Source organism: Duffyella gerundensis (genome assembly GCF_001517405.1).
GTDB lineage: Bacteria > Pseudomonadota > Gammaproteobacteria > Enterobacterales > Enterobacteriaceae > Duffyella > Duffyella gerundensis.
This window is the reverse complement of sequence record NZ_LN907827.1, coordinates 2227106-2239177: the sequence shown is the minus strand read 5'-3', so window position 1 is coordinate 2239177 and position 12072 is coordinate 2227106. Positions and strand designations below refer to the sequence as shown.

Genomic DNA, 12072 nt, shown 5'->3' with positions numbered 1-12072 from the left:
ATGACGCTGGCAACCTTTTATATTGTGCTGCGCGGCCTGCATTTTAGCAGTTTGATGTTGATGACCGGCAGCCTGTTTTTTTCGGTCTGGCTGGCACCGCGCCGCTATCGACCGCGGCTGGCACTGGCGCTCTCCATGCCGGTTAGCGCTGGCGTGATCATCGCACTGCTTAGCGCGGTGGCGATGCTGGCGGTGCAAACCGGGCTGATGAGCGGTGACTGGCATAACATCGCGGTGCCGTCGGTCTGGCAGGCGGTATTAACCACCGGCTTTGGTCGCGCCTGGTGCTGGCAGCTGCTGTTAGGGCTGATCGGTTGCATGTTGTTGCTGATGCGTCATCGCCTGTGCCAGCCCGCTTTGCTGGTGAGTGGCCTGCTGCAACTGGCGACGTTGTCGCTGGTGGGGCATGCGGCGATGCACGACGGCGTCATCGGCAGCGCACACCGGCTCAACCAGGCGATTCATCTGATCGCCACCAGTTTTTGGGCTGGCGGGCTGCTGCCGATGTGCCTGTTGATGCGCCATGCCCGGCAGACGGCCTTACGTCAGGAAGCGATCCGCACCATGATGCGCTTCTCGCGCTATGGGCATCTGGCGGTGGCGCTGGCCGTGCTCACCGGCGTAATGAACAGCCTGTTTATTGCTGACTGGCAACTGCCCGCATGGGTGCTTTATTATCAGCTGCTGGTGGCCAAAGTAGTGCTGGTGATGCTGATGATCGCGATTGCGTTGATCAATCGCTATGTATTGGTGCCACGTTTTCGCACGGCGGGCGACAGGGCACAGCAACAGTTTATTCGTCTGACGCAGGCAGAATTGATTTTAGCCTTACTGGTGGTGGCGCTGGTCAGCATTTTTGCCACGCTGTCGCCGGTTTGATATCGACAAATGGCGCCGTGGGCGCCGCAGATACAGTGAGTTAAGCATGAAAAAGAGCATTTCCCTGCTGCTGGCGCTGGGCTTTTGCGCCAACGCCATGGCGGCACAAATCATCACCGTCAGCCGTTTTGAAGTGGGCAAAGAAAAGTGGGCATTTAACCGTGAAGAAGTGATGCTGACCTGTGAGAAAGATGGCTCCTTGTTTGCTATTAATCCCAGCACGCTGATGCCTTATCCGCTGAACGATCGTGCTAAGGCGAAAGTGAACAGCGGTGAAGCACGCGGCCAGTCAATTGACGTGATTCGCCTTAACGATCCTAAAGATCCGCAGCAAAAAATGAGCCTGCAGCCGTTTATTGATCGCGCACAACAGTTGTGTGACAAGTAATAATGCTGAATATGACCGGAATACCGTTCCGGTCATATTACTGAATAGAACCCTTCCTCACACCATCAAATGAGTTATTTCACACAAAGCCAGGGTAATCACTAAATATGATTCTGATGGGCATTTTTACGCTTTTTAATCATCGCCGCCCAGGCTTGGCGCGTTAATTGATATTCATCAACGGACGCCGCTAAAAATTACTTCAGAATCGCGCCACGCTAAATAACCGGAGCCTGCCGTGATCCCGCACTGGCATCGCTGGCGTATTATCAGCTGGCAACACACTACCGCAACAGCGCCGGATGGGCGCGCCTATCCCAGTATCTATCTTCACGCCGAATGCCGTTGTGGCGTCGTTATCCATCGCCTGGTTTATAAATGCGTGTGTATTAAGCAGGCGCGCAGGTGGCTGGGATAACAGAGTCATAGTGCAGCTGCGCCGCGATTAGATTTTATTATTCTTTTCTGCGGCGGATTTATCTCTTTTATTGGCAATAAGCTGAATAACGGCGCCCACCGCTAATAAGATCATTACCGGTACAAACTTATCTTCTTCCGCCCCGAGACCACCCAGACCTAAAAAGAAACCGGCGGCAACGATCGATTTGATCACTTTTTTTGGCGTGCTCTGCGTTTTGATGCAGATGCTGCGTACTGACCATGCGCCTGCCATTAAACCCAGCAGTGCTGTTACAGGTGTCATGTGAGGATCCTTACGGTTTTCTATTGTTGTGTGGTGACGCTCCGGCTTCCGCCCAAACGCGCAGGCGAGCACTGTAAACCAGTTAATGGCTGACGTGTAGCGCTAAGCGTCATGGCTGACGAAAAAGCGAGGCGGACGCTCAACCTCACGCCTGACGACGCCAAGCCATTGATTAAAATCATTCAAGTTTCGCAGGTGCTATCCGATAACGAAAGCGGCGCCGCTACGGAAAGCTTCTCTTTTCGCAGGCATTCAGTCACTGAGCGCGCCGGGGGCAGGTTGGCCCTGAACGAATTTGACAATGAAACCCCACATGAATACCCGTAATACTCTTCTGGCAACCCTGGTTGCTGCGTGCCTTGTGCTTTCAGGCTGTAGCGCCATGGGCACCGCGATTAAAAAACGTAACCTCGATGTCAAAACGCAAATGAGCCAAACCATCTGGCTTGAGCCATCCAGCGAAAAAACCGTCTATTTGCAGGTGCGTAACACCTCCGATAAAGATATGAGCGATTTGCAGACGCTGTTGGCGAACGATCTGCGGGCAAAAGGCTTTACCATTACCTCCTCGCCGGACAGCGCCTATTACTGGATCCAGGCCAACGTGTTAAAAGCGGAGAAAATGGATCTGCGCACTGCACAGGGCATGCTGGGCGGAGGCTATGAAGGCGCGGCAACCGGTGCAGCGCTTGGTGCAGGCATTAGCGCCTATAACGGTAATTCCGGCGGTGCGGTGTTGGGCATTGGCTTAGCGGCAGGCTTGGCCGGGCTGGCGGCAGATGCGCTGGTTGAAGATGTTAATTTCACCATGGTCACCGATCTGCAAATTTCCGAGCGCAGCAAAGCCAGCGTCACCACGGACAGCGTTTCGGCCTTGCGTCAGGGCACCGCAAGCGTGAAATTGCAAACCAGCAGCGAAGAGGGCAACCGCATCAAGTACCAGACGCGTGTGGTCTCCAATGCCAACAAGGTTAACCTTAAGTTTGAAGAGGCGAAACCGGTACTGGAAGCGCAACTGGCAAAGTCGGTTGCTGGCATTATGTAAATGTTTTCCGGCGGTACACCCGTGCCGCCGTTCTGCTTTCTCCCTTATTCCTGCCTCTTCCTTAACTCACTCTGATAATGACTGGTTGTAACGGATACCGGTAACACGATATTCATCACAAAATCTCCCGTGCAAAAATCGAAAGCTTGAAGACCATCACTTTTTCGCTCAAAAGATGCATAATTGTTAAATTTTATTGTTAGCTTAATTAACAAATAAACCATAAAACAACCATTTGGCAAAAATGCCTATAGATTCTGGTGCGGTTAAGCGATCTTTTGATAACCCACTGGAATGGAAGGTGTGCCTCTGTTGTGAGCCTGCTAACGCTGTAAGGAGTGCCCTGTGCTGACCATATTGGGTTTTACCATGGTGACCTGTTTCATGTACCTGATCATGACCAAGCGGATGTCGGCGCTGATTGCTCTGATCATTGTACCGACCGTGTTTGCGCTGATTGGCGGTTTTTATCATGGTCTGGGCGACATGATGCTCACCGGCGTGAAAGCGCTGGCACCGACCGGCGTGATGCTGACCTTTTCTATTCTCTACTTCGGTATCATGATCGATGCCGGTCTGTTCGATCCGCTGGTGCGCTTTATCCTTAAAATCGTGCGCGGCGATCCGCTTAAAGTGCTGGTCGGTACCGCCGTGCTGACCCTGCTGGTTTCGCTGGATGGCGACAGCTCCACCACCTATATGATTGCCGTCGCCGCGTTTTTGCCGCTCTATCGTAAGCTGGGCATGAACATCCTGGCGATGACCTGTTTGATTAACCTGGCCAGCGGCATCATGAACCTTTCGCCGTGGGGCGGGCCAACCGCGCGTGCCGCGGCAGCGCTGCGTATCGACGCGCTTGATATTTTTATTCCAATGATTCCGGCGATGATTTTTGCCTGCGCCACGCTGGTGGGCATGGCGCTCTGGTTTGGCATTCTTGAGCGTCGTCGGCTGGGCGTGATTAAAATAGATAACCAGCATCTCAACGACATCAGCCTGGGCTTTGGCAACGCCGAAGAGTGTGAAGCGAACCGCAGGCCAAAAATGTTCTGGCCCAACTTCATTCTGACCACCGTGCTGCTGGTGCTGCTGGTTATGGGCGCAATGCCGATTCAGATCCTGTTTATGATGGCGTTTGCGGTGGCGGTGATGCTGAACTATCCCACGCTGGAGCAGCAGAAAGCGCGCATCAATGAGCATGCTGGCAACGTGCTGGCCGTGACCTCATTGATTTTTGCTGCCGGTATCTTCACCGGTATTTTATCCGGCACCGGTATGGTTGATGCCATGGCGAAAAGCCTGCTGGCGGTTATTCCGCACAGCTTTGGGCCTTATCTCGCCGTTTTCACCGCCATTGTCAGCCTGCCGTTTACCTTCTTTATGTCCAACGATGCGTTCTACTTCGGCATCTTGCCGGTTATCGCCCAAACGGCAGCGGGATATGGCATTTCAGCCGAAGAGATTGCCCGCGCCTCGATCATCGGCCAGCCGTTCCATCTGCTCAGTCCGCTGGTGCCGTCGGTCTATCTGCTGGTGGGCCTGGCAAAAGTGGATATCGGCGACCATCAACGTTTCGCCATTAAATGGGGGCTGCTGGTTAGCTTCGCTCTGCTGCTCGGCGGCATCATTTTTGGTGCTTTCCCGTTCTATCATTCCTGAATGACACACTGCGCATCGCTCAGCCGATGCGCAGTATCGCCACTTCGCGCCGACATACAACATTACCTTAACCCTGCATAAATAAAGGCGTGAAGAAATAAGCCGTTAAATGCTTCAGCAGCGGCGATCGCAATGTTAATAAAATTAACAACTTCCGTTAATCATAAAAGAAAATATTTTATTACAAACAAAAAAAGCAGCGTAATAATAGGTTTAGCGCAAAGACTAACCATCAATCATTAATTAACGCTGTCCCCAATAAAGTATAAAACCCGCCAGCCGATAACTCCTGTTCAGGGGCACAATGCCGCCTTTTCGTTTATTACACTTTTTGAGGATGGGGTGAGCATGACAATTACACAGCGGTTGTTTTTAACATTTTCATTGCTGGCTGCCGCGCTTTGCGTGCTGGCCTTTATGTCTCTGTCGGTGATATCGGGATTTCAGTCGCGCTTTGAATATGTGCAGGCAAACTCGATACCCAGCATCAAGGATCTCAACAAATCGATCAGCGCTTCCAGCAACCTTGGCATTGCGCTCTACCGCCATCAAACGCTGGCCGATGCGTCTGGCATGCCTGCAGCGGAGCAGCACATCAACTCAATTCTTGATGAGCTAAAGACGCTGACCGATCACTATCTGAAGAATGACGTATCAAATGACGAAGATCGTCAAATGAGCGAAGAGATCTATCGCGATATTGATGCGGTTAAAGCTGCGCTGCCCGCTTTTATCGCCGCCTCACGTGCACAGGATAAAAATGCTTCGCTCGCGTTATTACAGGGCGAGTCAGGCATTGGTACTGCTGGCAGGAAACTGGCTACGGATCTAAATAATCAGATTGAGCTTAACATTAAAATTGGTGACGAACTCAGAAAGCAAAATAATGAAACCTACAGCCGGACGTTCTGGATTATGTCCACCAGCGTGACTGCTGCTATCGTCTTATTAAGCTTTTTCGCCTTCCGTACCATTATTAGCATTCGAAAAAGTCTGACCGGCATCGAAAATACCATGACCGACGTCAGCAACAGCCTGGATTTATCACGCCTGGCTGATGAAAGCCGTCATGATGAAATTGGCAAAACCGCCGCTGCCTTTAACCGCCTGATGCGCAAATTCTCTGAGACGTTATCTTCGGTAAACAGCTCTGCGCTGTCGGTGAGCACCGGCTCAACGCAGATTGCCGCCGGTAACGAAGATCTTTCATCGCGCACGGAAGAGCAGGCGGCCTCGCTGGAGCAGACCTCGGCCAGCATGGCGGCGCTCAGTGAAACGGTGAAAAACAACTCGCTCAGCGCCGATGAAGCCAGCGCGCTGGCTAACGCGGCCAACAAACTCTCTGCAGAAAACGGCGGTTCGGTGAAAGCGATGCTGACCACCATGGAAGATATCCGCACCAGCTCCGGTAAGATTTCTGAAATCACCGGCCTGATCGAAGGTATCGCCTTCCAGACCAATATCCTCGCACTGAACGCCGCGGTTGAAGCGGCCCGCGCCGGTGAACATGGCCGCGGCTTTGCGGTAGTTGCCAGCGAAGTGCGCAATCTGGCGCAGCGTTCATCGTCTGCCGCCCGTGAAATCAAAGATCTGATCAGCACCTCGGTGCAGCAGGTCGCGAACGGCGCACAGCAGGCGGCGGGCGTGGGTGAAAACTCAGAAAAAGTCACCGATGCGATCAATCAGGTGGCCACCATCGTGCATGAAATAGCGACATCCGCTATTGAGCAGAGCCGGGGCATTGAGCAGGTGCATCAGGCGATTGGCCAAATGGATGAAGTGACCCAGCAGAACGCCGCGCTGGTGGAAGAGGCATCTTCTGCCTCCCGTTCGCTGCAGGATCAGGCGGAAACCCTGACCCGACTGGTCTCCTCATTCAAAATGATCGGCGACCATCATGCGGTAAATAAACCGCAGGAAGCGCTTCGTCGTCCGGCGCCTCTGAGTGTCAAACAGCCGGTTGCCGCGGGCGACAGCAGCTGGGAGAGCTTTTAACTTCTGATGCGATCCTCCCCGTTCTGGCGGGGAGGATATTTTCGCCGTAGCCATTGCCGTTAAATCCGCAGTAGTATTTCTCTCTTCCCACAGCAACAGTTCGCAACAGATCCTCACCTCGATTTCGCTTTCCGCCTGGTACAATTAAGCGCCGCCTAAAAAACAGAGGATGAGTTATGATCGACCATCTGGATCATCTGGTGTTAACCACCCACAACGCAGAAGCCTGCACAGCGTTTTACACCCGCGTATTGGGCATGCAGCTGATTACCTTCGGTGAAAATCGTCAGGCGCTGGTTTACGGCGCACAGAAAATCAACGTCCATCAGTATGGCCATGAGTTTGAACCGAAGGCGCATTTGCCGGTGCCAGGCTCGTTGGATCTCTGTTTTATATGCAACATCTCGCTGGACGAGGTGATTACGCATCTGCACGCCACACAAACCCATATCATCGAAGGACCGGTTACGCGCACCGGTGCTCGCGGCCCAATTACCTCGGTTTACGTACGCGACCCGGATTTAAACCTGATTGAGTTGGCGAGATATGAGGAGTGAGAAGGGGCAGGATGAGGTTTGGCTATTGGAGAGGGTTGCTTGTTCAGGGGATGAGAGGCGATTGAAGTAAGGGAATGGATAACAATTTTAGAAATGAAAAGGTTCCTGTGAGGATTCCTGATGTTGAGCTTTGCCTGAACATAAAGTCAACCAGTCAGGGTTAGTAGCCCTGTTAGCATGGAGGAAGTTTTGTATCCAGAAGTAGTTAAGTTGCTAAAAAAAGACCGAATACTATTATGCTTATTTAAAATCAATAGGTTACAGTCTCCTTTGGCGATCATTTGGCTTGCTATAGCTTTTTGAAAGAAATGGAATTAACGTAAAAGCCGATCGTTTCAAAGAAATATTTATTGCTATCAAAACCATCTATTTAAAATGGCCTGCAAAAAATTACTTGCAGGCCGATAACTTAGTCGCTTTCTTTGTTTTTTTCTTTGTTTTTTTCTTTGTTTTTTTCTTTGTTTTTCTTCTTTGAGAGAATGTCTCTTAACATTTCAGAGTGAGCGCCTTTTAATAATTTAATTTCTTTGCTGTAATGTTTGCGTTCAAGAGAGTCTAATGGAGACTTCATAATTTCGCTTTGGATAGCCCGAATAAAACTATTGGTGTTTTCTACACCTGTTTTTTCAATTTCAGATTTGATAGAAAGCAATGAAAGTGAGAGTACTTTTTTATAAGCATAATCTTCAATTATGTTTTTTTGCTTTATATATTGACTTGCACAAAACCATGTTCCTATCAAAAAAAGAGGTGCAATTAGTAATCTTGAAAACATATAGTCTAAATGTGCATTATTTGCTGTTTGAGATGGTATGTTCCCAGTATAAAATACAGCAAACAAGCATTGTATAATAGCGCCAATTAGAAACAAACCTCCGACTATTAGCCATCGCTCTGCGCCTTCTTTAGATTTTTCATATTGATCTTTAAAATGCCCCCCGAGTAAAACATTACTTGCACTGCCCAAAGCATCATTAGCTTGATTCACTATATCATCTATTTCTTTTAGTTTTTTCTCAAGGATGCCATTGATTGTATCTGATCGATGTCCAAGCTTATCAATGTCGCCTTTTATTTTTGAGTATTTTTCATCCAATTCATAAACATAGCTATCAACTTTGTTGAGTGTCTCTGAATAGTCCTTAGATATAACATAGCTTTTTTCAATAAAAGATATTTTATTTTTAAGATCTTCTTCATTAAAAGATATATGTGTTATTGATTCTCGATATTGGGATTCTAAGCTGTCTATTTTCTTCTGCTGATTTTGGATTTTATTTGTGAAAAATGAAAGTTTTTCATATTCTTTTTGTATTTCGTCAGAAAGGAATTTTGTTTTAGTGTAAATGTCATCAATAGATTCTAATTTAATTTTTCTTTGACTGTTCTCAATATTCATTTGCGCATATTCATTAAGAAAGTCTCGGAGTCCACGTGCCATTCTTACTATGTTAGAAGAAACTTCTAGAGTTTCTTCAATAATTTCAATGGATGTAGGGTAATTTAAGTTCCTACTAAATCTAGCTGATGCGGCCTCTATGTTTTTACCATTTAAAGCAATGAATTTTTCAGCTGCAATATTGTCATCCGTAATTATTTTCAGTACGGACCTTAATCTTCTTCTTACGTTCCTAACTGCGCTTATTGTGTTAGAAAATAGTTTTTCTTTTTGTGGATTTTTCTCTAAAAAATATTCACCATCATCTTCAAAATAAGAAAGGATAGAAGTGACCTTTTCGTAAAAAGAATTAACTCCTTCAACAATCAAGCTCATAAAACCTCATAAATATTAATTTTTAAATGAATTAGATTTGGAGGGATTCCATCATCTAGTTGCTAAGTCTATTTATAGATTATATTCTATTGTAACCACTACTTTTCCAGCGATATCAATATCATCAATGCTACAATCAAAGTTTAAGTTTTTGTTTTGTATCTTTATCATATTTCCAGGTAAAACCGCAACGTCATAGATATCGAATTTATTGTTAATCCCTAGTAACCAGCGACCATTACTAATGCTTGTTACTTTTTCGTCGATTACCCACGAACCTACCCTACTGCTTATGAAAACTGGTGACAATGGCTGCTGGGGAAGGAATGATAAGTCTAAAAACCACTCACTTAAATACTCAATTACACCAGCATTAAGCGCTTTCCTTACAATGCAATTTTCATACTTTAATGGTCCTTCCATGCTGAATTTTTTTTCTTTACCTGTAGCCAACCAACGTAATGATACATTAGTGTCAAGCGCACATGTAATAACCACGTCACCAGGAAAATAATTGCGACGTATCCAAGTGCTTACTGTTCCCGACGAGATATCAAGCAAATCACAAAGCTGTTTTTGCATAGTAAAACCATATGCATCGAGGATCCGTCGGAGTACAGGTTTGCCACCATTCGCCATAACCTCTTCATAAAGAGCTTTACCGACGGGATCAGGCTTTGAAAAGGTTACAGGGTTTGCTTTTTCAAGCTCGCCATTAATCAGCCAATTTAGATCAGCGCCAGTATCAAGTGCGCACTGAACAATAGCGTTCCCTGGAACTTGTCCACGCTGCACCCAACCAGCGACATTGCTCTTAGCTATACCTAGATGTTCTGCTAACTCTTTCTGCATGCTAAAGCCATAGGCAGACAGCATTCTCTCTAAAACTTCCGCACCAACGGCATTTTCAATACGCATTGAGAACCTTAAATTTGATTTTATTATTTACAGATAAGAAAAACGGATCTAAAGTGTCAGCACACCACATGTAACACCATAGAACACGTTTAACTAACAGGAGATATTGCGTTATGCATACTGAAAATGCAAACAGCCAGAACGCATTTGACTTGGTGCAATCCAAAGACTTCATTGCCAGCGTGGCGGCTATTCTGATGCCTGCGCTAAGTGAAGCGGTAAACGAGGCAGTAGAGAAGGCTGTCTCGCTCTCTACTTCGCCCACTATGTCAAAGCAGGATTTCGCCTCTGCTAACCGTATCAGCATGTCTGTATTGGAAAAATGGATTGCCAATGGTGTTGTCCTTCTGGCACCAACACCGTCTGTTACCTATACCCAGGCTCGTAAGAACAAGAAGACGGGCGAGATTGTAGAAACCACCATGACCAAACATGGAAATCCCCTTATCAACGTGGCTGCATGGCGTGAAAAAAACCGTCAACAGGCACTTAAATGTCGCTACATCAAACCTTAATTTGATTTTGCAAGTTTGAAAGGATTCCAACATGTTTGATTTTGAGCTTTCTTCACATCCACATTTTGATAATGCATGCCGTGATTTTGCTAATCGACACAACCTGGCAAAGCTGGCGGAAAGGGCAGGGATTAAACCGCAGACGCTGCGCAACAAGCTCAACCCGGAACAGTTCCACGAACTCACCGTTAAAGAAATGCTATCGCTAATTGCCATTACTGAGGACATGTCGCTGATGGATGGCGCGCTTTCTCAGCTTAACTGCCTGCCAGCAGTCGCAGTAAATGAGCTGGCCACTGAAAGCCTTCCCGTTTACGTCATGAAGGCTACGTCTGAGATCGGCCAGCTTGCTGCTGGTGCAATATCTACTGAGCGTATGACCGCGAGTTGCAAACGCGGCTTGCTGCAAAACGTGAATACAGGCATCCGCTGCCTGACATTAGCCGCTCTGGCTGTACAGGCACGTATCCAGGCAAATCCCACTATGGCATCGACGGTTGATGCTATCAGCGGGCTCGGCGCATCAATCGGTCTGAGCTGAGGTGGTTATGTCCTTTTCAATTGCGCCTTTGCTCAAGCGCCAGAATCAGTCGCCATCTTTTGGACATGGCTGGATAGCAACTAAATCATGTAAGCGTTGGCACCCTTGCAACGATCAGCAGCAGTTGTTGCGTGAACTGTCCACCAAGCGCCAAAGCGTATTAAAGCGCATCAAATGTTTTATCGGGGGTTAAATATGGCAAACGCCGCTCTCGCACTGACAGGTAAGAACGCACCGGCATCTTTTACCGAAATTCGTCTGGTACATGCTCGTGTAGATAAAGTTGAAAGAATGACTTTTGATGAGTTTCGGAAAAGCTGGCGACAGATGCGAGACAACAACAGCAATCCGGCTCTGAGATATTTTAATCGCCAGAATGACGAGTTTAAATTCTGTGTTTTAACACTGGCAAACCGAGAACACCCGGGTACTTTTAAGCAAGACGAGATTGGCCGGCCGTTCGAGCATTTTGATGAAAAGCGCCGAGAGTTAATCATCATTGCCATGAATAAAATAGTGCGCTGGGGAAATATCCTGCCGCATCGGTTCTCAACTGCGGATTGTTTTCTGCCTGATTAAAAATCCCGTATCGAAATAATTGACGTAAACCCGTCGGGCATTCTTTTGCCCAAAACTGGAGAGAGTTAAATGCGAAATATCGAAACCCATTATTACACCGCTGATGTGGAAGCAATGACCGCGATGCTGAATAAAGCCCGCAGTGAAGAACGCAGAGATCGTGCATTGGTTGTATCTGCACGCCTGGCAGAGTTGGCTGTGCATGTTCATCAGCAAGGGTTAAACGGCATTGAAGCCGCCGAACTGATTCGCCGCGAAGCAGAGCGTTACGGAAATGAATCAAGGGAGCTGCACTAATGGCTGACGCAATCGACATGGCGCAACAACGCAGTGAAGAAGTGCTTGCCCGTAGCATTGCGCAAATCATTCATCGTCCGGTGGCGGTCAGCGCTTCCTTTTGTGAAGAGTGCGACACGCCAATACCAGAAGCGCGGCGCCGGGCTATTTATGGTGTTACTCGCTGCGTCAGCTGCCAGCAAATATTTGAACTCAAAGCTACTCACTTCAAAGGTCATTAAT

Annotated in this window: 16 protein-coding genes; 13 read left to right on the top strand and 3 right to left on the bottom strand. The window is 47.9% G+C overall.

Going from position 1 to position 12072, the window contains the following annotated elements; translation table 11 throughout:
* Nucleotides 1–879: a copper homeostasis membrane protein CopD gene (gene copD, locus EM595_RS10440; protein ID WP_067431398.1), complete on the top strand. Its 879-nt coding sequence runs from the start codon at nucleotides 1–3 to the stop codon at nucleotides 877–879.
* Between the two features lie 46 nt (nucleotides 880–925).
* Entirely contained in the window at nucleotides 926–1267 is a 342-nt protein-coding gene (locus tag EM595_RS10435; protein WP_067431396.1) for a YebY family protein, read from the top strand.
* A gap of 445 nt (nucleotides 1268–1712) precedes the next feature.
* On the opposite strand, the gene EM595_RS10425 is transcribed toward EM595_RS10435, so the two are convergent.
* Nucleotides 1713–1970 carry a hypothetical protein gene (locus tag EM595_RS10425; protein ID WP_067431392.1) on the bottom strand — a complete coding sequence of 86 codons (258 nt, stop codon included), beginning with the start codon at nucleotides 1968–1970 and terminating at the stop codon, nucleotides 1713–1715.
* Nucleotides 1971–2081: 111 nt separating this feature from the next.
* Here EM595_RS10425 and EM595_RS10420 point away from each other — a divergent pair, with 111 nt between their 5' ends.
* The 5 genes from EM595_RS10420 to EM595_RS10400 all read left to right on the top strand — a co-directional run bounded on the left by EM595_RS10420 (nucleotide 2082) and on the right by EM595_RS10400 (nucleotide 7226).
* A complete protein-coding gene (locus EM595_RS10420; RefSeq protein ID WP_067431390.1) occupies nucleotides 2082–2297 on the top strand; it encodes a hypothetical protein in 216 nt (71 codons plus the stop codon).
* Complete coding sequence (gene traT, locus EM595_RS10415; RefSeq protein WP_067431387.1) at nucleotides 2284–3015, top strand: complement resistance protein TraT; 732 nt, start codon at nucleotides 2284–2286, stop codon at nucleotides 3013–3015. The genes EM595_RS10420 and traT overlap by 14 nt, the downstream gene beginning before the upstream one ends.
* 345 nt (nucleotides 3016–3360) lie before the next feature.
* Nucleotides 3361–4674, top strand: a complete 1314-nt coding sequence (locus tag EM595_RS10410; RefSeq protein ID WP_067431385.1) for a CitMHS family transporter — start codon at nucleotides 3361–3363, stop codon at nucleotides 4672–4674.
* 348 nt (nucleotides 4675–5022) lie between these two features.
* Nucleotides 5023–6669 (top strand): methyl-accepting chemotaxis protein, encoded by a 1647-nt coding sequence (locus tag EM595_RS10405; RefSeq protein ID WP_067431382.1) that lies wholly within the window; start codon nucleotides 5023–5025, stop codon nucleotides 6667–6669.
* A 176-nt stretch (nucleotides 6670–6845) separates the two neighbouring features.
* On the top strand, nucleotides 6846–7226 hold the full coding sequence (locus tag EM595_RS10400) for a VOC family protein (RefSeq protein WP_067431379.1): 381 nt from the start codon (nucleotides 6846–6848) through the stop codon (nucleotides 7224–7226).
* Between the two features lie 409 nt (nucleotides 7227–7635).
* Here the strand turns inward: EM595_RS10400 and EM595_RS10395 are convergent, their stop codons facing one another.
* The gene (locus EM595_RS10395) at nucleotides 7636–9000 is read right to left on the bottom strand and encodes a hypothetical protein (RefSeq protein WP_067431376.1); all 1365 of its coding nucleotides are present in this window, start codon (nucleotides 8998–9000) and stop codon (nucleotides 7636–7638) included.
* Between the two features lie 72 nt (nucleotides 9001–9072).
* Entirely contained in the window at nucleotides 9073–9918 is an 846-nt protein-coding gene (locus EM595_RS10390; protein ID WP_067431373.1) for a phage repressor protein CI, read from the bottom strand.
* Nucleotides 9919–10031: 113 nt separating this feature from the next.
* Here EM595_RS10390 and EM595_RS10385 point away from each other — a divergent pair, with 113 nt between their 5' ends.
* The 6 genes from EM595_RS10385 to EM595_RS10365 all read left to right on the top strand — a co-directional run bounded on the left by EM595_RS10385 (nucleotide 10032) and on the right by EM595_RS10365 (nucleotide 12071).
* Nucleotides 10032–10433, top strand: a complete 402-nt coding sequence (locus EM595_RS10385) for a hypothetical protein (RefSeq protein WP_067431370.1) — start codon at nucleotides 10032–10034, stop codon at nucleotides 10431–10433.
* A gap of 31 nt (nucleotides 10434–10464) precedes the next feature.
* Nucleotides 10465–10974, top strand: coding sequence for a phage regulatory CII family protein (locus EM595_RS10380; protein ID WP_067431367.1), 510 nt, complete (start codon nucleotides 10465–10467; stop codon nucleotides 10972–10974).
* A 7-nt stretch (nucleotides 10975–10981) separates the two neighbouring features.
* Nucleotides 10982–11167: a phage filamentation protein Fil family protein gene (locus tag EM595_RS20670; protein ID WP_071852509.1), complete on the top strand. Its 186-nt coding sequence runs from the start codon at nucleotides 10982–10984 to the stop codon at nucleotides 11165–11167.
* Between the two features lie 2 nt (nucleotides 11168–11169).
* Entirely contained in the window at nucleotides 11170–11553 is a 384-nt protein-coding gene (locus EM595_RS10375) for a hypothetical protein (protein WP_157883868.1), read from the top strand.
* Nucleotides 11554–11622: 69 nt separating this feature from the next.
* Entirely contained in the window at nucleotides 11623–11850 is a 228-nt protein-coding gene (locus tag EM595_RS10370) for a DUF2732 family protein (protein ID WP_067431364.1), read from the top strand.
* Nucleotides 11850–12071: a TraR/DksA family transcriptional regulator gene (locus tag EM595_RS10365; protein ID WP_067431361.1), complete on the top strand. Its 222-nt coding sequence runs from the start codon at nucleotides 11850–11852 to the stop codon at nucleotides 12069–12071. Before EM595_RS10370 ends, EM595_RS10365 begins: the two co-directional genes overlap by 1 nt.
* The last annotated feature ends 1 nt before the right edge of the window (nucleotide 12072 follow it).